At 55.0% G+C, this 23,812-nt stretch carries 25 protein-coding genes; 8 read left to right on the forward strand and 17 right to left on the reverse strand.

Annotated features, from left to right (window positions below):
• Position 1: 1 nt before the first annotated feature.
• Genes recG through gmk form a run of 5 tightly spaced genes read right to left on the reverse strand, consistent with a single transcriptional unit; the run spans position 2 to position 5,868 of the window.
• Complete coding sequence (gene recG / locus ACJ9Y9_RS00495; RefSeq protein ID WP_028017840.1) at positions 2 to 2,083, reverse strand: ATP-dependent DNA helicase RecG; 2,082 nt, start codon at positions 2,081 to 2,083, stop codon at positions 2 to 4.
• 3 nt (positions 2,084 to 2,086) lie between these two features.
• Positions 2,087 to 2,776, reverse strand: a complete 690-nt coding sequence (gene trmH, locus ACJ9Y9_RS00500; RefSeq protein ID WP_028017841.1) for a tRNA (guanosine(18)-2'-O)-methyltransferase TrmH — start codon at positions 2,774 to 2,776, stop codon at positions 2,087 to 2,089.
• A gap of 4 nt (positions 2,777 to 2,780) precedes the next feature.
• Positions 2,781 to 4,895, reverse strand: a complete 2,115-nt coding sequence (gene spoT / locus ACJ9Y9_RS00505; RefSeq protein ID WP_028017842.1) for a bifunctional GTP diphosphokinase/guanosine-3',5'-bis pyrophosphate 3'-pyrophosphohydrolase — start codon at positions 4,893 to 4,895, stop codon at positions 2,781 to 2,783.
• A gap of 19 nt (positions 4,896 to 4,914) precedes the next feature.
• The gene (rpoZ, locus tag ACJ9Y9_RS00510) at positions 4,915 to 5,190 is read right to left on the reverse strand and encodes a DNA-directed RNA polymerase subunit omega (protein ID WP_000135058.1); all 276 of its coding nucleotides are present in this window, start codon (positions 5,188 to 5,190) and stop codon (positions 4,915 to 4,917) included.
• 54 nt (positions 5,191 to 5,244) lie between these two features.
• Positions 5,245 to 5,868 carry a guanylate kinase gene (gmk, locus tag ACJ9Y9_RS00515; protein ID WP_028017843.1) on the reverse strand — a complete coding sequence of 208 codons (624 nt, stop codon included), beginning with the start codon at positions 5,866 to 5,868 and terminating at the stop codon, positions 5,245 to 5,247.
• A 251-nt stretch (positions 5,869 to 6,119) separates the two neighbouring features.
• On the opposite strand from gmk, the gene ligB reads away from it, so the two are divergent.
• The gene (gene ligB / locus ACJ9Y9_RS00520; RefSeq protein ID WP_028017844.1) at positions 6,120 to 7,790 is read left to right on the forward strand and encodes an NAD-dependent DNA ligase LigB; all 1,671 of its coding nucleotides are present in this window, start codon (positions 6,120 to 6,122) and stop codon (positions 7,788 to 7,790) included.
• 2 nt (positions 7,791 to 7,792) lie between these two features.
• On the opposite strand, the gene ACJ9Y9_RS00525 is transcribed toward ligB, so the two are convergent.
• Entirely contained in the window at positions 7,793 to 8,410 is a 618-nt protein-coding gene (locus ACJ9Y9_RS00525; protein ID WP_028017845.1) for a trimeric intracellular cation channel family protein, read from the reverse strand.
• A 206-nt stretch (positions 8,411 to 8,616) separates the two neighbouring features.
• Positions 8,617 to 9,480 (reverse strand): YicC/YloC family endoribonuclease, encoded by an 864-nt coding sequence (locus tag ACJ9Y9_RS00530; RefSeq protein ID WP_028017852.1) that lies wholly within the window; start codon positions 9,478 to 9,480, stop codon positions 8,617 to 8,619.
• Between the two features lie 125 nt (positions 9,481 to 9,605).
• Between ACJ9Y9_RS00530 and rph the strand changes: the two genes are divergently transcribed.
• Both rph and pyrE read left to right on the forward strand, forming a co-directional pair.
• Positions 9,606 to 10,322: a ribonuclease PH gene (gene rph, locus ACJ9Y9_RS00535; RefSeq protein WP_028017853.1), complete on the forward strand. Its 717-nt coding sequence runs from the start codon at positions 9,606 to 9,608 to the stop codon at positions 10,320 to 10,322.
• A gap of 67 nt (positions 10,323 to 10,389) precedes the next feature.
• The gene (gene pyrE / locus ACJ9Y9_RS00540; protein ID WP_028017854.1) at positions 10,390 to 11,031 is read left to right on the forward strand and encodes an orotate phosphoribosyltransferase; all 642 of its coding nucleotides are present in this window, start codon (positions 10,390 to 10,392) and stop codon (positions 11,029 to 11,031) included.
• A gap of 41 nt (positions 11,032 to 11,072) precedes the next feature.
• Here the strand turns inward: pyrE and slmA are convergent, their stop codons facing one another.
• The 3 genes from slmA to coaBC form a co-directional block, all read right to left on the reverse strand.
• A complete protein-coding gene (gene slmA, locus ACJ9Y9_RS00545; RefSeq protein WP_028017855.1) occupies positions 11,073 to 11,669 on the reverse strand; it encodes a nucleoid occlusion factor SlmA in 597 nt (198 codons plus the stop codon).
• A gap of 120 nt (positions 11,670 to 11,789) precedes the next feature.
• On the reverse strand, positions 11,790 to 12,248 hold the full coding sequence (gene dut / locus ACJ9Y9_RS00550) for a dUTP diphosphatase (protein ID WP_015570042.1): 459 nt from the start codon (positions 12,246 to 12,248) through the stop codon (positions 11,790 to 11,792).
• Entirely contained in the window at positions 12,226 to 13,437 is a 1,212-nt protein-coding gene (coaBC, locus tag ACJ9Y9_RS00555) for a bifunctional phosphopantothenoylcysteine decarboxylase/phosphopantothenate--cysteine ligase CoaBC (RefSeq protein ID WP_028017856.1), read from the reverse strand. The genes dut and coaBC overlap by 23 nt, the downstream gene beginning before the upstream one ends.
• A 170-nt stretch (positions 13,438 to 13,607) precedes the next feature.
• Here coaBC and radC point away from each other — a divergent pair, with 170 nt between their 5' ends.
• The 4 genes from radC (at position 13,608) to mutM (ending at position 15,803) form a co-directional block, all read left to right on the forward strand.
• Positions 13,608 to 14,276 (forward strand): DNA repair protein RadC, encoded by a 669-nt coding sequence (gene radC / locus ACJ9Y9_RS00560; protein ID WP_028017857.1) that lies wholly within the window; start codon positions 13,608 to 13,610, stop codon positions 14,274 to 14,276.
• A 218-nt stretch (positions 14,277 to 14,494) separates the two neighbouring features.
• The gene (rpmB, locus tag ACJ9Y9_RS00565) at positions 14,495 to 14,731 is read left to right on the forward strand and encodes a 50S ribosomal protein L28 (protein WP_002436699.1); all 237 of its coding nucleotides are present in this window, start codon (positions 14,495 to 14,497) and stop codon (positions 14,729 to 14,731) included.
• Positions 14,732 to 14,753: 22 nt separating this feature from the next.
• Positions 14,754 to 14,921: a 50S ribosomal protein L33 gene (gene rpmG / locus ACJ9Y9_RS00570; RefSeq protein WP_003024094.1), complete on the forward strand. Its 168-nt coding sequence runs from the start codon at positions 14,754 to 14,756 to the stop codon at positions 14,919 to 14,921.
• Positions 14,922 to 14,993: 72 nt separating this feature from the next.
• Positions 14,994 to 15,803 carry a bifunctional DNA-formamidopyrimidine glycosylase/DNA-(apurinic or apyrimidinic site) lyase gene (mutM, locus tag ACJ9Y9_RS00575; protein WP_028017858.1) on the forward strand — a complete coding sequence of 270 codons (810 nt, stop codon included), beginning with the start codon at positions 14,994 to 14,996 and terminating at the stop codon, positions 15,801 to 15,803.
• Between the two features lie 2 nt (positions 15,804 to 15,805).
• Here the strand turns inward: mutM and coaD are convergent, their stop codons facing one another.
• From coaD to ACJ9Y9_RS00595, 4 genes are all read right to left on the reverse strand, one after another.
• Positions 15,806 to 16,285 (reverse strand): pantetheine-phosphate adenylyltransferase, encoded by a 480-nt coding sequence (gene coaD, locus ACJ9Y9_RS00580; RefSeq protein WP_028017859.1) that lies wholly within the window; start codon positions 16,283 to 16,285, stop codon positions 15,806 to 15,808.
• A gap of 3 nt (positions 16,286 to 16,288) precedes the next feature.
• Entirely contained in the window at positions 16,289 to 17,059 is a 771-nt protein-coding gene (locus tag ACJ9Y9_RS00585; RefSeq protein WP_028017860.1) for a glycosyltransferase family 2 protein, read from the reverse strand.
• Complete coding sequence (waaA, locus tag ACJ9Y9_RS00590; protein WP_028017861.1) at positions 17,059 to 18,333, reverse strand: lipid IV(A) 3-deoxy-D-manno-octulosonic acid transferase; 1,275 nt, start codon at positions 18,331 to 18,333, stop codon at positions 17,059 to 17,061. Before waaA ends, ACJ9Y9_RS00585 begins: the two co-directional genes overlap by 1 nt.
• 66 nt (positions 18,334 to 18,399) lie before the next feature.
• A complete protein-coding gene (locus ACJ9Y9_RS00595) occupies positions 18,400 to 19,383 on the reverse strand; it encodes a glycosyltransferase (RefSeq protein ID WP_028017862.1) in 984 nt (327 codons plus the stop codon).
• Positions 19,384 to 19,540: 157 nt separating this feature from the next.
• On the opposite strand from ACJ9Y9_RS00595, the gene ACJ9Y9_RS00600 reads away from it, so the two are divergent.
• Positions 19,541 to 20,644 (forward strand): glycosyltransferase family 4 protein, encoded by a 1,104-nt coding sequence (locus tag ACJ9Y9_RS00600; protein WP_028017863.1) that lies wholly within the window; start codon positions 19,541 to 19,543, stop codon positions 20,642 to 20,644.
• Here the strand turns inward: ACJ9Y9_RS00600 and ACJ9Y9_RS00605 are convergent.
• From ACJ9Y9_RS00605 to rfaC, 3 genes are read right to left on the reverse strand one after another with little or no spacing between them, the layout of a single operon-like run.
• Positions 20,623 to 21,732 (reverse strand): glycosyltransferase family 4 protein, encoded by a 1,110-nt coding sequence (locus tag ACJ9Y9_RS00605; RefSeq protein ID WP_028017864.1) that lies wholly within the window; start codon positions 21,730 to 21,732, stop codon positions 20,623 to 20,625. The two genes, ACJ9Y9_RS00600 and ACJ9Y9_RS00605, sit on opposite strands and share 22 nt — an antisense overlap.
• Positions 21,729 to 22,832, reverse strand: a complete 1,104-nt coding sequence (rfaQ, locus tag ACJ9Y9_RS00610) for a putative lipopolysaccharide heptosyltransferase III (RefSeq protein WP_028017865.1) — start codon at positions 22,830 to 22,832, stop codon at positions 21,729 to 21,731. Before rfaQ ends, ACJ9Y9_RS00605 begins: the two co-directional genes overlap by 4 nt.
• Positions 22,825 to 23,811, reverse strand: coding sequence for a lipopolysaccharide heptosyltransferase RfaC (rfaC, locus tag ACJ9Y9_RS00615; protein WP_028017866.1), 987 nt, complete (start codon positions 23,809 to 23,811; stop codon positions 22,825 to 22,827). The genes rfaQ and rfaC overlap by 8 nt, the downstream gene beginning before the upstream one ends.
• Position 23,812: the final 1 nt, after the last annotated feature.

Below are 23,812 nucleotides of genomic sequence, written 5' to 3' on the forward strand. Positions count from 1 at the left end.
GTCAGGCGTTGGAATAACGTTCGGTTTCCGGCATCCAGCGCTCTATTAACGCTGCCGCCTGTTCGGGGTAGCGTTCATGAATGTGGCGGGCCAGGCGTTGAACTTCGGGGATCATCGCCTGATCGCGCAACAAATCCGCCACTTTGAATTCAGCATTCCCCGTCTGCCGCGTGCCCAAAAGTTCTCCCGGGCCACGTATCTCAAGGTCTTTTTGCGCAATAACAAAACCGTCGTTGCTGTCGCGCAGCACCTGCAACCGCATCTGGGCGGTTTTTGACAGTGGGGCTTTATAGAGCAGTACGCAGTGGGACGCCACCGCGCCGCGGCCAACGCGCCCGCGCAGCTGGTGGAGCTGGGCAAGGCCCAGACGCTCCGGGTTTTCGATGATCATCAGGCTGGAGTTTGGCACGTCCACGCCGACCTCGATCACCGTGGTGGCGATTAGCAGGTGTAAATCGCCCTGTTTAAACGACTGCATTACCGCCTGCTTTTCGGCGGGCTTCATACGTCCGTGAACCAGACCCACGTTCAGTTCCGGCAGCGCCAGCTTGAGCTCTTCCCACGTGGCTTCTGCAGCCTGCGCTTCCAGCAGCTCGGACTCTTCAATCAGCGTACACACCCAGTAGGCCTGACGCCCTTCATGCGTGCAGGCGTTGCGCACGCGGTCGATGATATCGCTGCGACGCGTGTCAGGAATGGCGACCGTGGTGACCGGGGTACGACCCGGCGGCAACTCGTCGATGGTGGAGGTATCCAGATCGGCGTAGGCGGTCATTGCCAGGGTGCGGGGGATCGGCGTCGCGGTCATGATCAGCTGATGCGGGTGGAAACCCTGCTGCAAACCTTTCTCCCACAGTGCCAGACGCTGATGCACACCAAAGCGGTGCTGCTCGTCGATAATCACCAGCGCCAGGCCGTTAAACTGAACCTGTTCCTGGAAGATGGCATGTGTGCCAACAATCATTTGTACCTGACCGCTGGCAATTGCGTCCTGTTGTGCAAGGCGGGCTTTGCCTTTTTGCTTCCCGGCAAGCCAGCCCACTTCAATGCCCAGCGGCGCAAACCAGGCGCGGAAATTGTTGGCGTGCTGTTCGGCCAGCAGTTCCGTCGGTGCCATCAGCGCCACCTGTTTGCCGTGGGCAATGGCGCGCAGGGCGGCCAGGGCGGCAACCAGCGTTTTTCCGGAGCCTACATCACCCTGCACCAGGCGCATCATCGGTACATCAAGCGCCATATCGCGTTCGATCTCGGCGGTGACGCGCGCCTGTGCACCGGTGGGTTTAAACGGCAGCGAGGCCAGCAGCTTATCTTTGAGCTCATCATGCGGGCTTAAGGGCTGGGCATGGAAACGTTGCGCACCCGCACGAAGCGCCAGCATGCTCAGGTTATGCGCCAGTAATTCCTCAAGGATAAGACGCCGTTGGGCGGGGTGTTTGCCGCTTTCTAAATCGCTGAGCTGGAGCGATGGTGGTGGACGGTGAAGAGTACGCAGCGCCTCGGGCAGACTCATCATGCCCTGCGCCAGCTCTGGCGGCAGCAGCTCGGTGATGGCGCAGGTATCCAGCAGCTCCAGGGCCTGATCGGTGAGCTTACGCAGCGTCGCTTGCTTGATGCCTTCCGTCGTCGGGTAAACCGGGGTGAGCGTCTCCTGCAGCTCCGGCGTGCTGAGATCGCCCTGTACGCGGTATTCCGGGTGGATCATCTCTGCGCCGTATTTTCCGCGTTTGGCTTCGCCATAGGCCAGCACTCTGCGACCTGTCGCCAGGCTGTTTTTCATTGCCGCGTTGAAGTTGAAAAAGCGCATGGTGAGAATACCGGTGCCGTCGCTGATCTGACAGGTCATCATCCGGCGTCCACCAAACGTGATATTGCAGTTCAGGACTTCGCCTTCAACGGTGGCATAAATGGCAGGCAGCAAATCGCCAATTTTGTACAGCTGGGTGCGGTCTTCGTAACGCAGAGGGAGGTGGAGCAGGAGATCCTGCACGGTGTGCAGGCCGATTTTAGCCAGCTTATTGCTTTGCGCCGCGCCCACGCCCGTCAGGCTATTGAGCGGGATGGCATCCAGCAGGCGGCCTTTCATCGGTTACCCGGCGTACTGCATGGTGGCCCACCACTCGGCATCGGCTTCAATTTCGCCCTGCGCGTTGACGTGGGGGTAAGGCAATTTTTTCTGCTTCGCAACGCGAGCCAGCACCGGATAACCACCTTCGAACAGCAGGCGCTGCTGTTCATCTTCCGGCAGCATACTGTTGCTGCGTTTGTACATTCCGGCATTCTGACGCTGGCGCTGCGCTTCATAAAGAATAAGCGCGGAGGCCACAGAAACATTGAGGGACTGAACCATACCGATCATCGGAATGATAATGTCCTGATCCGCCAGATCCAGTGCTTCCTGAGTGATCCCGGTTTTCTCCTGACCCATCAGAATACAGGTCGGACGGGTGTAGTCGATCTCGCGGAAATCTACGGCTTTAGCGGACAGGTTAGTGGCAAGTACCTGCATACCGCGCCCTTTCAGGTGGGTTACGGCTTCGCCTATGCTCTGGTGGTGTTTGACAGAAACCCAGCTGTTACTGCCTGCAGCGGCAGATACCATGGTTCGCATGCGGGAGCCCGGCCAGACAGCGTGCACTTCATGCACGCCGACGGCGTCTGCAGTACGGACAATGGCAGAAACGTTATGGGGCTTATGAACCTGCTCCATGCAGACCGTCAGGTCTGGTTGACGCCTGGCGAGCATCTCGCAGATACGTGCATAACGTTGTGCATTCATAAAACTAGTTTCTGTTTCGGGTGACTTTAATCACGTCCGGCATGACGCGGATCTTGCGCATAATGTTCGCCAGATGCACGCGGTCGCGGGCGGTCAGACGAATAAAGGCGCTGTATACGCGACCATCTTTTTCTTCCGTATTCAGACTCTGAATGTTGGAAGAGGCCGTGTTGATCGCTGCCGTCAGGTTCGCCAGGGCACCCTGATGGTTGAACATATCCACCTTAATTTCGGTGATAAATTCCTGTGCGGTCTCTTTATCCCACTCGACCGCCATAAACTTCTCGGCTTCTTTCTGGTAGCCGCGAATGTTACGACAGGATTCGTGGTGGATAACCAGCCCTTTGCCCGGGCTGACGTGCGCAATAATCGGGTCGCCAGGGATTGGACGGCAACATTTTGCGAAAGTGATAAGCACGCCGTCTGCGCCTTTGATAGGCAAATGACCGTGGCTTTGCGTAGCGGGCTGCGCAACGGAGGCATCCCCCTGTTGCAGGTTTTTCGCTACCACTACACTCATGGCGTTACCGAGGCCGATCTCTGCCAGCAGGTCATCAAGCGAGGCGAGTTTCATGCGCTCCAGCTCACGCTGAATGTTCTCTTGCGGGATTTCAGCCAGCTTACGGCTGCCGCCCAACGCGTGGTTGAGCAGACGACGTCCCAGACTGACCGAATCATCGCGCTTGAGGTTTTTCAGCAACTGGCGAATTTTGGCGCGTGCTTTAGAACTCACGACAAAGTTCAGCCAGGCCGCATTCGGACGTGCGCCCGGTGCGGTAATAATTTCCACCGTCTGGCCGCTGGAGAGCGGCTGAGACAGCGGGTAAGGCTGTCTGTCGACGCGTGCACCCACGCAGGCGTGCCCGATATCGGTATGCACGGCGTAAGCGAAGTCGACCGGTGTTGCCCCAGCAGGCAGTTCGACAATGCGACCTTCTGGGGTGAAAACGTAAATCTCATCCGGGAAGAGATCGGATTTAACGCTCTCGATAAATTCAAACGAGCTGCCCGCACTCTGCTGAAGCTCCAGCAGGCTCTGCATCCAGCGCTGGGCGCGGATTTGAGCGGTCGTGCTGCTTTCACCACCGTGCTCTTTATACGCCCAGTGTGCGGCCACACCCATTTCTGCCATCTGGTCCATATCTTCGGTGCGGATCTGCACTTCGACAGGTACACCGTGTGGACCGATCATTGAGGTATGCAAAGATTGATAGCCGTTCGCTTTTGGAATGGCGATGTAATCTTTCATGCGCCCCGGGCGCGGTTTGTAGAGGCTGTGCATCTGCCCCAGCACGCGATAGCAGGTATCGGAGTCGTGGACGATCACGCGGAACGCGTAGATATCCATAATCGAATGAAAACGCTGCTCTTTGAGCACCATTTTGCAGTAGATGGAGTACAAATGTTTTTCACGACCGCTGACGCGGCACGGAATTCCCGCTTCCTGTAAACGCCCTTCGATTTCCGAGAGGATCTTTTGAATCATCTCTTTACGGTTACCGCGTGCGGCTTTCACCACCTCTTTAATCACACGATAGCGGTTCGGGTACAACGCTTCAAAGCCCAGCTCTTCCAGCTCGGTTTTAATGTGATGGATACCTAAACGGTGCGCCAGTGGACTGTAGATTTCGAGGGTTTCACGGGCAATGCGGCGACGTTTATCCGGGCGAAGTGAGCCCAGCGTGCGCATGTTGTGGGTACGGTCAGCGAGTTTGATAAGAATGACGCGGATATCTTGCACCATCGCCATAATCATCTTGCGGAAGTTTTCGGCTTGCGCCTCTTTCTTGTCGCGGAAATTCAGCTTATCAAGCTTAGAGACCCCTTCCACCAGTTCGGCAACGCTTTTGCCAAACAGCTGTTCCATGTCCTGGTAAGTGGCAGGGGTATCTTCAATCACGTCATGCAGCAGAGCGGCCATCAGTGTTTCGTAGTCGAGTTTCATCTCGGCCAGAATACAGGCTACCGCTACCGGGTGCGTGATATAGGGTTCACCGCTTGAACGTGTCTGGCCCTCGTGAGCGTCACGTGCAACGAGATACGCCTGCTGAAGACGCTTAATCTGGTCTTCAGGCAGGTAGGTTTGAATCAGTTGATTCAGGCTTTCAAACAGATACAAGGGCGACCCGCAGGTTTAATTAACGACGACCTTCAGCAATAGCGGTTACGGCCTGCAGTTCTGCGGCTTCCTGCTCTTGCTGCTCCTGGCGCTCACGCACGTCGAGAATCTGGTTGTTAATCAGACCTTCTTCGATTTCGCGAAGCGCGATAACGGTAGTTTTATCGTTTTCTTCCGGTACCAGCGGATCTTTACCGCCTACCTGCATCTGACGAGCGCGACGCGCGGCGACCAGCACCAGGTCAAAACGGTTACCAATTTTCTCTACAGCGTCCTGAACAGTTACGCGTGCCATACTTAAAATGCTCCACAGGTGAAGAAATGACTGGGCATGATACTGAAAGTGGGTTCAGTCTGCCAACAGTTTGGTGATTAATGCGTCATGTCGCTGCTTCTGGCGGCTCATACGCAGACGTTCTGCGCGAAGAATGGTTTTGAGATCGCTCAGCGCGGCATCAAAATCATCATTCACAATAAGGTAATCATATTCCGCGTAATGGCTCATTTCTGCAACTGCCTGTTCCATACGCTTTGCGATCACTTCTTCGCTGTCCTGGCCACGACCGCGCAGGCGGCGATCCAGCTCATCTTTCGATGGCGGTAAAATAAAGATGCTGCGTGAGTCAGGCATCTTCTTGCGAATCTGCTGTGCGCCCTGCCAGTCGATATCCAGGAATACATTTACGCCAGTTGCCAGAACCTGCTCAATGGTTTCACGCGAGGTGCCGTAATAGTTACCGAACACTTCTGCGTGTTCAAGAAACGCGTCTCTGCCAATCATCGCTCTGAATTCGTCGTGATTCACAAAGAAATAGTGTTCACCATGTACTTCACCCGGACGCGGCGCTCGCGTGGTGTGAGAAACAGAAACCTGTGTGTCGTACAACGGTTGGGTTTTTAACAGTGCCTGAATAAGGCTGGATTTACCCGCGCCACTAGGGGCAGAAACAATATAAAGCGTGCCTTGAGCCATGAGAGTCTTTTGTATGTGTTAGCGAAGAAGTCCTACATACGGGCTTATTATACACGTCACCGCTCTGTGACGTAGCCTTTGTCACACTTTTTCCCCTCGAATATTGAATTTTGCGTGCCGTTTTCAGGTTTTATCTGTGGTTTTCAGCAACCAAAAGAAATACCGGACAGCGTCTCGCATTGTGAAACGTTGACGTTAGCGTTGTTTCAGGCATCCGGGTATACCTCCTGCAACACAAAGGAGGAGTGGCGATGTGGCAATGGATAAGCGGGTTAATGCTGTTGTGGTGTGGTTATGGGGTTGCTGTGTGTCCGGTGTGGTCACAGGCAAAAGCAGAGAAAGAAATTGCGTCCTTAAGTGCGCAAATCAAACGCTGGGATGATGCCTACTGGAAACAGGGCGTTAGCGAGGTCAATGATGAGGTGTACGACCAGCTTAGCGGCCGGTTAAAACAGTGGCAGCACTGTTTTGGCAGTGAATCACTGGATGCCGCCATTCCTGCCCTGACGGGAAATATCAAACATCCTGTCGCCCATACCGGGGTCCATAAAGTGGCCAGTAAAGAGGCGCTTCGCACGTGGATGCATGCCCGGCACAATCTCTGGATGCAGCCAAAAGTCGACGGCGTGGCGGTGACGCTGGTCTATCGTGACGGAAAGTTAATTCAGGCCATCAGTCGTGGTAATGGCCTTAAAGGTGAGGACTGGACTGCACAAGTACGTTTGATCCCGTCAGTCCCTCAAAACGTGTCGGGTGCGCTGGCAAACAGTGTCCTGCAAGGGGAGCTTTTTTGGTTGCGCAAAAACCACATTCAACAACAGATGGGCGGAATGAATGCGCGCGCAAAAGTGGCGGGTGCGATGATGCGGCAAAAGGACAACGCGCTTCTGAAACAGACAGGGATATTTATCTGGGCCTGGCCGGATGGACCCAAAGATATGCAAAACATGTTGTCTGAACTTTCCAGTGCAGGGTTTCCTCTGACGGCGCGCTATACCTTGCCAGTTGAGACTGTAGAAGGCGTCGAGAAACAGCGTTCAACGTGGCAAAACACGGCATTACCCTTTGCCACGGATGGCATTGTGGTGCGATCCGCAGATTCTCCCCAGGGTGAAAACTGGTTGCCCGGGGAAGGTAACTGGGTTGTCGCGTGGAAATATTCCCCTGCAACACAGGTAACAGAGGTCAGTGATATCCGTTTTACCGTGGGGCGAACGGGCAAAATTTCCGTTGTAGCAGCGCTTGAACCGGTGCTACTGGATGATAAACAGGTGCAGCGAGTGAGCCTGGGAACGGTCGGTCGTTGGCAGAGGCTGGATATTGCCCCGGGCGATCAGATACAGGTTAGCCTGGCCGGTCAGGGTATCCCCCGGTTTGATAAGGTGGTTTGGCGAGGAACGGACCGACAAAAACCACTCCCTCCGCCCTCGCGTTATCATTCAATGAGCTGTTTTTATGCTTCACCGGAGTGTATGGAACAATTCTTTGCGCGGTTGACGTGGCTCAGCTCAAAGCAGGTATTCAACATTGAAGGTTTAGGAGAATCAGGATGGCGGGCACTCTGGCAAGCTCATCATTTTGAACATCTCTTCTCATGGCTGTTATTAACTCAGTCGCAGCTGCAGTCTACGCCGGGGTTTTCCTCTGCGCGTGGGTTAGCGCTCTGGCATCGCTTTAATCTGGTGCGTGAGCAACCTTTTATTCGCTGGCTTATGGCGTTGGGTGTGCCGCTGACACAGGCCTCGCTGAAGGCGATGGGGGACATGTCCTGGCAGAAGATGAGCGCGCGTAATGAAAAGGACTGGCAGTCCTTGCCGGGAACGGGAGAGGAGAAAGCGCGGCAAATCGTTAACTGGATGCACGCGCCTCAGGTAGATGTGCTGGCAAAGTGGCTAGCGGAGCAGCACATCAAGGGATTTTGACATTAATGAGCGCTGTGTTTGTAGTGAAAAACAGGCAGTCCAAGCTTCAGCCGCAGCGCCAGCATGCGCGCTGTAAAGCCGAACAGCAGCGTGGAGATGACCACCACATCATGGTTCGACACGTAATGTTGCAGGGCGATATACAGCACTGCTGCTGCGAAGGATATGCCTGCATACAGCTCTTTTTGAAAGACCAGAGGAATGCGTTTGCAGAACATATCGCGCAGCACACCTCCGAATACGCCCGTGATCACCGCGGCAATGGTGGCAATAACAGGCCCTTCACCCATATCGAGCGCGATTTGTGCTCCGATGATCGAAAAGACGATCAGCCCCAGTGCATCAAGCACCAGGAACAAGCGGCGTAGATGAGGCATAACGGGTGCCACAATGGTGGTGAGTACGGCAGCCGTCGCCACGATAATCACGTACTCAGGGTGTTTAACCCAACCGAGTGGGTAATGACCAAGCAGGATATCGCGTACAGAACCGCCGCCCAATGCGGTAGCAGTGGCGATAATGATCACACCGAAGGTGTCCATCCGGCGACGTCCGGCGGCGAGTGCGCCAGTCATGGCCTCTGCGGTGATACCAATAATATAGAGAATGTGAAGCAACATATAACCTCCGGAGTGAACGTGGGGAGGTTAGCGATTTGTGCGCAAGATCACGATTGAGATTTTCTAAGGCGATTCAGTTTGCCATATAAAATATTATCAAGCCATTACCGTAAATGGCTTATGAATGGTGGTGAGATGAGAAATCCAGGCATGTAACGGATTAGAAATAATAATGGATGGCGCCATCCGACGCCATCCGGAAGGTGTTACTCGATATTCTGGATCTGCTCGCGCATTTGCTCAATCAGAACCTTAAGTTCAATCGCTGAGTTAGTTACCTCGGCATTGATCGACTTAGACGCCAGGGTGTTCGACTCGCGGTTGAACTCTTGCATCATAAAGTCCAGACGACGGCCCACAGCTTCTTTCTTCTTCAGGATGTTGTAGGTCTCTTTGACGTGCGCTTCCAGACGATCCAGCTCTTCAGCTACGTCAACGCGCTGCGCCATCAGCACCAGCTCTTGTTCCAGACGGTTATTTTCCAGCTGAACTTCGGCTTCTTCCAGTTTGGCGACCAGGCGCTCGCGCTGCCATTGCAGCACTTCCGGCATATGGGTGCGCACTTTCGCTACTTCAGTGCTAACGCCTTCAAGACGCTGCTCAATCATCGCCTTCAGTGCCTGACCTTCGGTTTCGCGGGCAACGATAAAGTCATCCAGGGTGCTGTCAAGGGCACTGAGAATTTCAGCGGCAATGGCATCCAGGTCCTGCTCACCGGCGGCCATGACGCCTGGCCAGCGCAGAATATCAACCGGGTTGATTTCGCCTTCATCGCTCTGCATTTTGACCCAGTTCGCTGCATTAACGAGCTGTTTTGCCAGTTTTTCGTTCAGGATCAGTTCGCCCTGCGCGCTGGCATCAGGCTCAAAACGCAGGTTACATTCCACTTTACCGCGTGTCAGACGCGTACGGATACGCTCACGTACGACGGGTTCAAGGCTGCGGAACTGCTCCGGCATACGGAAATAGGTTTCCAGATAGCGCTGGTTTACCGAGCGCATTTCCCAGGTAGCGCTACCCCAGCTACCCTTGATTTCACGCCGGGCGTAGGCGGTCATACTGCGGATCATAGATATTCCCGTTTTTAAAGGAGAGATGGGGGGATTATAGCTTTCGGGGGCTTCTCAGGATAGGAATAAGCGTCCTTTATCCGTATAATGCGCAGCCACATTCGTTTCAAGCCGGAGAATTCATCATGCGTCCAGCAGGTCGTAGCGCCAATCAGGTGCGTCCCGTCACCCTGACCCGTAACTATACAAAACACGCTGAAGGCTCCGTGCTGGTTGAGTTTGGTGACACCAAAGTACTGTGTACTGCATCTATTGAAGAAGGTGTTCCGCGCTTTCTGAAAGGTCAGGGCCAGGGCTGGATCACGGCTGAATACGGCATGTTGCCGCGTGCGACCCATACCCGTAATGCCCGCGAAGCGGCAAAGGGTAAACAGGGTGGACGTACCATGGAGATTCAGCGTCTGATCGCGCGTGCGCTGCGCGCTGCCGTTGACCTGAAAACCCTCGGTGAATACACCATTACCCTTGACTGCGACGTGATTCAGGCAGACGGCGGTACGCGTACGGCGTCGATTACTGGCGCGTGTGTTGCGCTGGCCGATGCCCTGAATAAACTGGTTGCAGCCGGTAAGCTAAAAACCAATCCAATGAAAGGGATGGTTGCAGCCGTTTCCGTGGGTATCGTTAACGGTGAAGCGCTTTGCGATCTGGAATACGTGGAAGATTCCGCTGCCGAGACGGACATGAACGTGGTGATGACCGAAGACGGTCGCATCATTGAGGTGCAGGGCACTGCAGAAGGTGAGCCATTCACCCATGAAGAACTTCTTACCTTGCTGGCTCTGGCCCGAGGGGGAATCGAATCTATCGTAACGACGCAGAAGGCGGCGTTAGAAAATTGATTTTAAAGGCGACCAATGAGTCGCCTTTTTTTTGCCTGTAAGACAGAAAAACCAAAGGAGCAAATCCATGAAATCGTATCAGCGCCAGTTTATTGAGTTTGCGCTTAACAAGCAGGTACTTAAGTTTGGCGAATTTACGCTGAAATCCGGGCGTAAGAGCCCCTATTTCTTCAACGCCGGGCTGTTTAATACCGGGCGCGATCTGGCATTGTTAGGCCGTTTCTATGCCGAAGCGCTGGTGGATTCCGGGATTGATTTTGACCTGCTGTTTGGCCCGGCCTATAAAGGCATTCCGATTGCGACCACCACAGCGGTGGCGCTGGCAGAACATCATGACCGCGACGTGCCATACTGCTTTAACCGCAAAGAGGCCAAAACCCACGGTGAAGGTGGGAATCTGGTCGGCAGCGCGTTGCAGGGTCGCGTCATGCTGGTCGATGATGTGATCACTGCAGGCACAGCAATTCGTGAATCTATGGAAATTATCCAGGCCAATGGCGCGACGCTTGCAGGCGTGCTGATTTCTCTGGATCGTCAGGAACGTGGTCGCGGAGAGATCTCTGCCATTCAGGAGGTGGAGCGCGATTACAACTGTAAAGTGACGTCGATTATCACCCTGAAAGATCTGATTGCGTATCTGGAAGAGAAGCCTGAGATGGCGGACCATCTTGCAGCGGTACGCGCATATCGAGAAGAGTTTGGCGTGTAATGTTATTGCCCGGAAGCGCTACGCTTACCGGGCCTACGGCGTTACTGCAATTGGGCAGCCACTAACGGCCAGCGGGCGTCAAAATCGTCCGTTGGACGGTATTTGAATTCGCTACGTACAAATCGGGAGAGCATCCCTTCGCAAAACGCCAGAATCTGGCTTGCCAGCAGCGTCTCATCCGTGTTGTACCCTTCCCCTTCACGCATTTTCTTCTCACGCAGAACCTGGCGCAGTTGCGCTTCAATACGCTCGAAAAGCTGGTTAATGCGGCCCTGCAGTCTGTCCTGCTCAAACATCAGTGCGTGACCGGTCAGGATACGGGTTAAGCCCGGATTGCGTTCACCAAAGCCAAGGATTAACAGCACAATCAGACGCAGACGCGCAGTGGTGTCTTTTTCGTCTTTCAGAATCAGGTTGATGCGAGTGATCAGGCTGTCTTCGATAAATTCGATCAGGCTGTCGAACATCCGGGTTTTGCTGGGAAAATGACGATACAGCGCCGCCTCAGACACGCCTACAGAAGCGGCCAGTTTCGCGGTGGTGATGCGTTGACTGCCATCGCTGGATTCAAGCATCAGAGCCAGAGATTGAAGTATTTCTTCGCGACGATTCCTTTTCGCGGTTTGTTTTTCTGCCATGTTACAAAATACCCCTGAAAATAAGCACTTGCCAGGCTGGCATCCACACAGCGACCGCAAACTGAGGCTTGCGGTTTGTTATTGCATTATGGCGCTGTGGGACGCGTATTTATTGGGCGATTATTTACGCCCGGAATGGCCGAAGCCGCCTTCGCCACGGTCGGTGGCGTCAAAGTCTGCCACCAGGTTAAATTCTGCCTGTACCACCGGTACGAAGACCATCTGCGCAATACGCTCGCCAGGTTCAATGGTGAAGCTGTCCTGACCACGGTTCCAGACGGAGACCATCAGTTGACCCTGGTAGTCGGAGTCGATCAGGCCGACCAGGTTACCCAGCACAACGCCATGCTTATGGCCCAGGCCAGAACGTGGCAGGATCACTGCGGCGAGTGATGGGTCAGCAATGTGGATCGCCAGACCCGTCGGGATCAGCGTAGTGGCACCCGGAGCCAGTTCTACGGCGTCATCGAGACAGGCTCGCAGGTCAAGTCCGGCAGAGCCGGAGGTGGCATAGGTTGGCAGCGGAAATTGCTCGCCAACACGCGGGTCCAGAATCTTAACGTCGATTTTTTTCATCATAACGGGTAACGATCTCGTCCAGTAATTGTTGGCCCAGGAGTTCCTTGCGCTCAAGCGGTAAGACTTTATCTCCATCCTGCCAGAAAAGGTGCAGTGCGTTGCTGTCGCTGTTAAATCCTTGCGTGGCCAGCGATACGTCGTTCGCGCAAATCAAATCGAGGTTTTTGCGGGTACGTTTTTGCCGGGCATATTCTTCCACATTATTTGTTTCTGCGGCAAACCCAACAACGTAAGGTCGATGGCTTTTGAGTGCGGCGACACCGGCAACGATATCCGGGTTTTTCACCATTTTTATTGTTAATTCATCACCTTGCTTTTTGATTTTAGCCTCTGCGATGGTCTCGGCGCGATAATCTGCGACGGCCGCACAGCCGATAAAAATCTGTTGGTTTTGCGCATGTGCTTGTACTGCGGCTTCCATTTCCAGCGCGGTAGTCACATCAATGCGCTGAACAAACGGCGGTGTAGGTAATGAGACCGGGCCGCTCACCAGCGTAACGTTTGCACCGCGCTTTGCTGCCGCTGCCGCAATCGCAAAGCCCATTTTACCGGAGCTGTGGTTAGTGATGTAACGCACCGGATCCAGCGGTTCACGCGTTGGGCCCGCGGTAATCATGATATTGAGATGTTGCAGATCGTTGACAGGGGAAAAATGGGCTGCAGCCATATCAACGATAGTCAGCGGGTCGAGCATACGTCCTGGGCCGATATCACCACAGGCCTGACTGCCGCTATCCGGTCCCCAAATTAACAGGCCACGAGCGGCCAGCGTCTCCAGATTATGCTGGGTGGCGGCATTGCGATACATCTGCTGGTTCATCGCGGGTACGACGGCGACGGGGGCAGGCGTGGCCAGGCAAATGGTTGAGACCAGGTCATTTGCCATGCCGGCCGCCACACGAGCGATTAAATCTGCCGTGGCAGGGGCAAGAATAACCAGGTCAGCCCATTTCCCAAGCTCAATATGGCCCATCGCAGCTTCGGCTGCCGGATCAAGCAGGCTGTCAGATACCGGGTATCCTGAAACGGCCTGCAGGCTCAATGGAGTGATAAAGGCTTTACCGCCTTCGGTGATCGCGACCCGCACATCGGCTCCACGCTCACGCAGACGACGCACCAGTTCCGGCGCTTTATAAGCAGCAATACCGCCGCTCACGCCAAGAACGATTTTTTTACCGGCCAGGCTCATCATGATTCTTTCCTGTTGGGGTTCACCAGAGAGCGGGCATTTTATCACAATCCCTAATATGGGGTGATTTTGTCCTTCGGACACTTTGCGAGGCGTTACGCAAGACTGCAACGTCGCCGTCGAGCGCCTGTCTGGCTTGTGGCAGCATGAGAGGAAAAGGGAGAAAGAGCATGGAAGAAGAGGATGAGCAGTTGCTGCCGCGCGAAAAACTGCTGCGTTATGGAGTAACCCTGTTAAAAGACGATGAGCTCCTGGCGCTCTTTTTACGTACCGGCACACCCGGAAAAACGGTATTTACGCTGGCAAAAGAGCTGATAGGGCATTTTGGTTCACTGTATGGCTTGTTGACTGCCGACCTGGCTCAGTTTAAGCACGTCGAGGGGATCGGCGTGGCGAAATATGCTCAATTGAGGGGCATTGCCGAGCTTGCACGGCGTTTTTACAATGTCCGTCTGGAAGAAGAGGATCCAGTTCTGACCCCAGAAGGCGCGCGTGAATTCCTGCAAAGCCAGCTGGCGGATGCGGAACGCGAGATCTTTATGGTGATCTTTCTCGACAACAGAAACCGGATACTGAAACATAGCCACCTCTTTTCGGGCACATTGAGCCACGTTGAGGTACATCCGCGTGAAATTGTGCGCGAAGCGATAAAAGTGAATGCAGCCGGCGTGATCCTCGCGCATAATCACCCCTCTGGCTGTGCACAACCGAGCAGAGCTGACAAAGAAATTACCGAACGCATTATCAAATGCTGTCAATTCATGGACATTCGTGTGCTGGACCATCTGATAATTGGCCGCGGAGAGTACATTTCTTTTGCAGAACATGGCTGGATTTAGGCTATTTCTCGCGATCCATCGGGATCTTTGTCTGTTCGGGACTTGAGCACACCGCCGAGTCAGCGTATACTACGCCACCTTTGAGAATCTCGGGTTTGGCATTTGGGCCTGGCAATCGAGAGTTCACTTAGAACTATGCGATGACCGGGCTGTAAAGCCTGACGAGGCGCCGATACCCCATACGAAGCTCGAGCTAATTTGATTTTTGGAGAATAGACATGTCCCGAGTCTGCCAAGTTACTGGCAAGCGTCCGGTGACCGGTAACAACCGTTCCCACGCACTGAACGCGACTAAACGCCGTTTCCTGCCGAACCTGCACTCTCACCGTTTCTGGGTTGAGAGCGAGAAGCGTTTTGTCACCCTGCGTGTATCTGCTAAAGGTATGCGTGTAATTGATAAGAAAGGCATCGATACAGTTCTGTCTGAACTGCGTGCCCGTGGCGAAAAGTACTAAGTACTTAAAGAGGAAATAAATCATGGCTAAAGGTATTCGCGAGAAAATCAAGCTGGTTTCTTCTGCTGGTACAGGTCACTTCTACACCACCACGAAGAACAAACGTACTAAGCCGGAAAAACTGGAACTGAAAAAATTCGATCCAGTTGTACGCCAGCACGTACTGTACAAAGAAGCTAAAATCAAATAATTTTAGTCTCCTTGTATTGAAAAACCCCGCAACTGCGGGGTTTTTTGCATTCTGTATCTCAACGGAGGAACCATGCCAGAATTACCAGAGGTAGAGACTAGCCGCCGCGGTATTGAGCCGCATCTGGTCGGTGCGACTATTCTTCATGCGGTTGTCCGTAATGGGCGTCTTCGCTGGCCGGTTTCCGATGAGATCCATGCGTTAAGCGACAAACCGATCCTCAGCGTGCAGCGTCGCGCCAAGTATCTGCTGCTGGAGCTGCCCGACGGCTGGATTATTATCCATTTGGGGATGTCCGGGAGCCTGCGTATCCTCACTGAAGAACTGCCAGCGGAAAAGCACGACCACGTCGATCTGGTCATGAGTAACGGCAAAGTGCTGCGTTACACCGACCCAAGACGCTTTGGCGCATGGTTGTGGACTAAAGAGCTTGAAGGTCACAGCGTGCTGGCGCATTTGGGGCCAGAGCCGCTCTCAGACGCGTTTAATGCGGAATACCTGAAAGAGAAGTGTGCGAAGAAGAAAAGCCCGATTAAGCCATGGCTGATGGATAACAAGCTGGTGGTCGGCGTGGGGAATATCTATGCCAGTGAATCACTGTTTGCTGCCGGGATCCATCCCGATCGGCTGGCCTCTTCGCTGTCTGCGCAAGAGTGCGAGCTGCTGGTGAGGGTGATTAAAGCGGTGCTGCTGCGTTCCATTGAGCAGGGCGGAACAACGCTGAAGGACTTCCTGCAGAGTGACGGTAAGCCCGGTTATTTTGCTCAGGAGCTACAGGTATATGGCCGTAAAGGTGAGCCATGCCGCGTGTGCGGAACGCCGATTATCGCAACGAAGCATGCCCAGCGCGCCACGTTTTATTGCCGTCAGTGCCAGAAATAGGGCTACTTTAACTTTTCCATCAACGCCTGATGGACGTTAACCGGCAGGAAATGGGTCACATCGCCGTGATGCCGTGCAACTTCTTTCACCAGCGTGGAAGAAATAAATGACCACTCTTTGGAAGGCATCAGAAACACGCTCTCCAGCTCCGGCATCAGGTGGCGGTTCATGTGCGCCAATTGCATCTCGTACTCAAAATCTGCCACTGCGCGTAAGCCGCGGATCAGGATATTAGCCTGCTGGGCGCGGGCGAAATTAGCCATCAGGTCACTGAAGCCCACCACCTCAACGTTCGGCAGATGTGAGATCGCATCGCTGGCGAGCTGTACGCGCTCGGGCAGATCGAACATCGGTTTCTTACTGGGGCTGGCGGCTATCGCCAGAATCACCTTGTCAAACATACTCGCCGCACGGGTGATAATATCAAGATGACCGTTAGTGATGGGATCGAAGGTACCCGGATAAATCGCTTTTGTGCTCATGGCTCACGTTTTCTCTGAGTAGCCGCGGCTAAGCGCCCACAGCTCGGTGTATTTGTTGAAAGTATACTGGGCATTCACCACCGCCAGTAACCAGCCCTGTTTACCATCCAGAACGCCGCCACGTAGCAGCAGCGTTTTCAGAAACGCGCCCAGCGTGTGGGTGAAGATACCGGTCAACGTGGCCTTCTTGCCGCGCTGATGACGTTCCTGCGCCCATGCGGTGGCATAGTTGAGCTGTTTACGCTGGAAGCTGGCGAAATCGCGGCAGGTCAGGTGCAGTAAATCACCGTTTAAGGCGACTACCGGGGCGGTTTCGCAGGCCAGGGATTCATGCACCAGGTTATCGTTGTACTGATAACGCTCGCGCTCGTACAGGCGCATCACGCGATCAGGATACCAGCCGCTGTGGCGCATAAACCGGCCGAGAAAGTAGTTACGACGCGCGATGCTGTACACCGCACCTGGCTGCGGCGCAGAGAGCACACTCTGAATCGCCTGCTGGAGTTCTGGCGTGATGCGCTCGTCGGTATCGAGCATCAGGACATAATCACCAGTGGCGTGTCCCTGCGCGCGCTGGCGCTGGATGCCATAGCCTTGCCAGTCTGTGTCGATAAAGACCTTTGCGCCCGCTGCACGGGCAACATCCACCGTGTTGTCCGTGCTGCCGGAATCAAGCACGACAATTTCGTCGGCCCAGGCGACAGAGGCCAGGCAATCGGGAAGCAGGTCGGCGGCGTTTTTGGCGATCATTACGACCGACAGACGCTGAGACATTAGTGGCTCCGCTGAGGCAGATAAGGTTGCAGAAGCTGCAGCAGACGGGTCAGTGCGCCCTGGTTCTGATGCAGCACTTCGACAGCATGGCGACCGTACCACAGACGGTAATCTTCGTCGGTCAGTAAGGTCGAAACCTCTTTGACCACTGAGTCCGCATCGGTCACGGTAATTAAACCATCGGCTTGCTGCAATTTAGCGCAGATATCTTTGAAATTAAATGTATGCGGCCCCATCAGCACCGGAATCGCATGCGCCGCTGGCTCCAGCGGGTTATGACCACCGCGCTCGACCAGGCTGCCGCCGACAAAGGCGAGGTCGGCAATGCCGTACAGCAGCATCAGTTCGCCCATCGTATCGCCAATCACCACCTGGGTGCTGCTGGACGGGATCTCGCCGCTGCTACGCAGGGTGAAACTGAAACCGCCTTTTTGCACCATCTCGCGGGCGTCTTTGAAACGTTCCGGGTGACGAGGCACCAGAATGAGCAATAAATCCGGGAATTTTTCCAGCAGCTTACGGTGTGCTTGCAGGATAATCGCTTCTTCGCCGTCGTGGGTACTGGTCGCAATCCAGACCTGACGACGCGGCGCCCACTGGCGGCGCAGTGTCACCGCTCGGGCAGCGAGTTCAGGTGTGACCGAAATATCGAATTTCAGACTGCCGGTTACCGCGAGCTGATTGCGCTTAAGACCAAGAGAGACAAAGCGTGCGGCATCTTCTTCGTTTTGCGCGGCAATTAGCGTGATCTGGCTCAGCAGGCGGCGCATAAATTTGCCCAGCTTGCCGTACCCTTTCGCCGAGCGTTCTGACAGGCGCGCGTTGGCAATGACCAGCGGAATTTTACGGGCGTGCAGGGCGGAAATCATGTTTGGCCACAGCTCGGTTTCCATCACGATCACAAGCTTTGGGCGAACAGTTTCGAGGAAACGGTTCATGGCGCAGGGCAGGTCGTAGGGCAGATAGACGTGATGCACGTCTTTACCAAATGCGGACATCACGCGCTCAGAGCCGGTTGGGGTCATGGTGGTGACGGTGATCGGCAAAGAGGGATAACGATGGCGCAGGGCGCGTACCAGCGGAATAGCCGCCAGCGTTTCGCCAACGGAAACGGAATGCAGCAAAATACCGTCCGGCGCGACTTTATTGCGGCAGAAGCCATAGCGCTCAGCCCAGCGTTTACGATACGCAGGTGCTTTACGGCTACGAAGCAACAGTCTCAGCCACACCAGTGGCTGAATGATGTAGAGCAGGGCGGTATACAACAATTCCAAGCGATTATCCGTTTTTTTAGTTTCGGCGGGCAAATTCTAAGCATTTAAGCCAGGTAAAGCTATCTCTTATGCCAGATACCGCTTTAAACGGAAATAACGGCGACCCAGTCGCCAGTGCTGGCGAAGCCCACGGGCGTTTTTCCAGATAAGCGTCCAGATCCCGCGATCGAACAGTTCCTGAATAATTTCACGCTTTTTGGTGGCATCACCAATGTTGTTAATCGCGTGCAGAATACCCAGACCCTCTTTCGCGATTTGCCACTGGCAGGCGGGCACGCGGCGTACGGCATCCGGGTAGCGCTGGTTGATAACGTCCAGCATCTCAAGGATTTTCATATAGTGACGCGCGTTACGCATCCGCGTGTCATCCGTGCCTGGCGTGTGTGATACCGAGGCGGAATGGATGAGATAGTCGTAGAACGTTTCGTCGGTGTACTGAACGCGTTTTGCGGTAAGCAGCACTTCGGTCGTCCACGGGATATCCTGATGACGCAGTCCATGCTCAAACGTGAACCCCTGCGCTTTAATAAAGGCGTGGCGGTAAATATTCAGCCAGGTCACGTGGAGGAATTTACGCGAAGCCAGCGCGCGCTGAAGCCAGGTTGGGCCGTCCAGCACGTCGGTAGATTGCAGCTTGTCGGACGGGAAGATTTTTTTCGACGGTCTGCCGTCATCGTAAATATAGGTGCCGTTACAGGTGGCAACGTCGAGATCGTTTTTCTTCGCCATCTCAAGCAGGCGTGGGTACATTCCCGGGTAGATCACATCGTCGATGTCCGGAAACGCGATATATTCGCCAGTTGCCTCTGCCAGACCGGTGTTACGGGCGGCAGAGACGCCCTGGTTGGCCTGTTCGATAACCTTGTAATACGGGAATTCACTGGCATATTGCGCAATGATGGCCGCAGAGTTATCACTTGACCCATCGTCCACAACGACCAGTTCCAGACTGTCCAGATGTTGAGCTTTGATGCTGTCGAAAAATGCACTCAGGAATTTTTCACCGTTATAGACGGCGACTACAAGGCTCAATAAAGGTGTGTCGGACATGCTTTCTCCGTTGTGTTCAGGGCAGGCCACCCATGTTGGTGGTACCATTCGTGCTGTATTATATCCGGTGGATACTAAAAACATATGCCTGGAGGGACAAAGATCCCCTCAGGCGGCAAATTAGCGTCATGCTGGCGAGATTCTTAACAGGAAATGTATGCATATTGTTCACACTGAAGCAGACGGCGGCAAAGGCGGACAGCCTCTGCGCATTATTAACGAATCGCTCGGGATGATTCAGCGTGGCCATCAGGTGACCCTTCTTTGCCCGGAAACTGCACCGCTGCATACGCTGGCGCGTGATGCTGGGTTGACGGTTGTCACGATGCCGTTGAAACGTAAGAACCTTAAAAACCTGCAGTTGCTGCGCCGCTGGCTGAAGGATAACCGCCAGTCTATTGATGTCATCAATAGCCATAACTCGGCGGATACCTGGCTGGTGGCACTGGCGAATCTGACGCTCTCTAATCCTGTGCCACTGGTCCGTACCCGCCATGCTTCAGGTGTACCGCGTAACAACTGGACGACGCGCTGGCTGTTCCGTAAAGCCTGTGCGCATATCGTCACGACTGGCGAAGCGCTGCGTCATCAGGTGGCGAATATTGGTGTCCCGATGTCCCAGAGTACGTCGGTGCCGAGCGGTGTGGATACGCAGCGTTTCCGCCCGGGAGATAAGCACGAAGCCCGTGCGCATTGTGGTTTGTCGCAGGAGGATTTCTGGCTGGGTGTGGTGTCGCATCTGCGTCCGAACAAAGGCCATAGCGTACTGCTGCGCGCCCTGGCGAAAATCGACAATCCGCAGATTAAGCTGACGATCGTCGGTGAAGGTCCGCATAAAGCGACGCTGGAACAGGAAATTGTCGCGTTGGGATTACAGCAGCGTGTAGTGATGGCGGGGCATCAAAGCGATCCGGAGAGCTGGTTCCCGGCGTTTGATATTGCGCTGAGCCCTTCACACGATATGGAAGGTGTACCCCAGGGCGTCCTGCAATCGCTGGCATCTCGCATTGCCACCATCGCGACCGATGCCGGCGGGACGGGTGATGCGGTGATTGATGGCCAGACGGGGATTCTGGTCGCACAGCGTGATGAAAATGCGTTGCACGATGCCATCGTTAAGCTGTATGACGACGCATCCCTTCGCGAGAAGCTGGCGCAGCAGGGTTATGATTACCTGAGCACCCACTTTACTCGCGAATGTATGCTGGACGCGATGGAGAAAGTCTTCTCTGAAGCGGCTCAGCGCAGCAGATCGAGATAAAGCGCCTGTAGCTCTTTTGCCATTCTGTCCAGGGTGTAGGGTTCAGCTGTTGCGCGCGCCGCCGCTGAATAATCAACGCCCTGGTCACGGCCTTTCAGCCACTGGGCGATAGCCTGCTGGTAGCCTTCACTGTCCAGCGCATCACGCACCCAGCCGTTCTGTCCTTCAGTTATCCACTCTGCCGCGCCGCAGCCGTGGCTGGTGAGCAGCGGCAGACCGCAGGCCAGCGCTTCCACGCAGACATTCGGGAACGGATCGTAGAGCGTCGGCAGAATAAGTGCGTCCGCCGTACCGTAAACTTCCCGCACATCCGCAACCGGCCCCAGGAAACGCACGCGTGATGCCACGCCGAGCGTCTGCGCCAGCTTTTCAAATTTGCGTGCGTGTTTATCGCGACCGGCAACCAGCAGCCAGACGTCAGAATGCGGGACAATGGCCCGTAGCGCGGTGGCCACGCCTTTACGGCTAAAGCCAGACCCGACATACGCCAGCACTGGCGCATCCTCTGGGATGCCGAGCGCAGTACGCTGCGATAACGAGCGGACATTCGGGCTGAAATGCGCCGTATCCACGCCGTTGTAGATAACGGTCAGTTTGTCATCCGTCAGCGCGAAGCGGCGGGCGATGTCATCGCGTACCATCTTTGAGTTACAGATCACCTTGCGCAGTTGCGGATGGGTAAACATCTGCGCTTCAGCCTGCAAAATATAGCGGTGGTAACGGCTGAATGACTGCGCCCAGCGCGCCAGCGGCGACAGAATGCGGCCATACTGCTCAAGCCAGGTGGCGTGTACGCCGTCGCCTGCGCGGAAAATAGTTGCCCCGGGAATACGCTCATGGCTTTGCACAATATCGAACTGAGCAAAATGCGAGGCCGCTTCCACCGCAAACCCGGATTCACGGGCGATACGGTTACGAAACGGCGGATTTACCGTCAGCGTTTTCCAGCCTGACGCATCTTCCCACTGGCGGGCAATCAACGTGACATCCAGGGTGGTGTCCTGGGCCAGCACGTTTAAGGCGCGGGAAACGAAACGCTCCGCACCGCCGTTGGGGTTGTAGGTCTGTCGGACGATCGCCAGTTTCATGCCGGATATTCCAGCAGCAGGGTATCAATGGCGCTCAGCACCTGTTGCGGGGTAATAGCGGTGATGCAGTCGGAAACGCCACCGTCACCGCAACCCGCTTTGCCGCAAGGCTGACAGGTAAATCCGGCGGTGATCACACGATAATTCACCCCCCACGGTGCCCACTTGATTGCCCCGGTTGGGCCAAAGATAGCCACAGTAGGGGTTCCCACGGCACTGGCGAGGTGCATTGGCATGGAGTCAACGCCGAAATAAATACGCGCGTGTTTCATCAGGGCGCCCAGCTCTTTCAGGTTCAGCTGACCGCTTAAATCAAACACCGGCTGGGTAAGCGCCGCACGCAGCTCATCCATATACGCGGTTTCTTCTTTCGACGGCGCGGCTGAGAGGATAATCGGCAGGCCGCGAGCCGCCAGGTTATCAATGGTTGCCGCCAGCTTTTTGATATCCCAGGCTTTAAACATCCAGCGCGACGTCGGGTGCACCAGAATGTAGGATTTACTCTCCAGGCCAAACCCGGCCAGTTTCTCTGCGACGGAGGCTTCCGCCGCATCGCCCGGTACAAACAGAGTATTTTTGTCTTCAGCAGACTGTGGGTGGATCCCGATCCGGCGCAGGGCGTCCAGGTTCACTTCCACCATATGACGGCTATTGTCCTGAATTGCCGGGTAGAGCGTGGTGAAGGATTTCACCCAGCGACGACGGGCCAGCCCACCGCGTTTATCCGGCTTAAAGCCGACGGAGACGCGCGGCTTCAGCCGACGCGCCAGACGCGCGCCGTGCCAGTGTTCGGTCAGGTTAATCAGCACATCGTACTGACGTCCTTTTAGCGTATTGACCAGAGCGCGATACAGACGAAACTGTTCGAGCCAGCCCTTTTTGCGCCAGTTTCGACCAATGGTATGCACCTGATCGATATGCGGATGGCTGGTCAGCATCGCCTGCGTGTCGTCGTAGACCAGCGCGTCGACTTCAACGTTTGGCCAGTTCTTTTTCAGTACGGTAAAGACCGGTGAGGTAAGCAGCACGTCACCGTGGTGACGCAGCTTAATGATCAGCACGCGCTTCGGTGGGCGCTCCGCTGAGAAAAAATCAGACATAGGCTCTCTCTGCTGCCAGCAAAGGCTCTAATTGTGCAAATACCGCAGCGGCACTAAGGTCGCTCAGCTGCGATGAATGTTCCGGGCGGCAGATATGTTGATTTTTTCCGTAGCCGCCGATAAGACCCGGGTCCGTTGGGCCGTAAAGCGTAATATTAGGTCTATCCAGCGCGGCCGTCAGGTGGCTCAGGCCAGTATCAACCGATACCACTGCCGTAGCACCCGCCAGCTCTTGTGCCACGCGGTCGAGCTTCATGCGTGGCAAGACGTCCACATAATCAAATCCTTCCGCCAGGCGTCTGGCGCGCGCTTCTTCATGCGGTGCCCCCCACGGCAGTTTGATGCGCAAACCTGCTGTGCCCAGTAAACCAATCAGCTCACGCCAGTGGGTTTCCGGCCAGTGTTTGTCATCCCGGGTAGTGGCATGGAGGAAAATGAGATAAGGGGAACTATTTTGCCGTGAATTGTGAAGAAAATGCTGTGAAATGGCGTAATCACCCTGCACTTCAGGTTTTGTATAGCCCAGGCTTTTGGCAAACAGTTCACGGGTGCGTTCCACCGCGTGCTGCTGCTTTGCGATAGCGTGGCGACGGTTATAGAACAGGCTCGCCAGCGGTTCACGGGCGCTGTGCCAGTCCATGCCGTGCTTGACGCCGTGTGCCAGTCGTGTTACCAGCGCAGCGCTTTTGACCAGCCCTTGCGCGTCGATAATGGCATCGTACTGCTGGGCCTGCACCGCATCACGAAACGCTTTGCGTTCGGCTTTAATCGGTGCCGAGAACCACGCCTTACGCCAGCGGCGGATAGCCACCGGGATCACACGGTCGACCGCTTCATGCCAGGTGGGGATCTGCGCGAAGCCTTCTTCCACCACCCAGTCAAAACGAATGCCGGGAATGGCCTGCATGGCATCCGTCAGCGACGGCAGCGTATGCAGAACATCGCCCATCGAAGAGGTTTTAACGATCAATACCCGCATC

This window comes from Enterobacter sp. CPE_E1241 (assembly GCF_045618265.1).
Classification (GTDB): Bacteria; Pseudomonadota; Gammaproteobacteria; order Enterobacterales; family Enterobacteriaceae; genus Enterobacter; species Enterobacter adelaidei.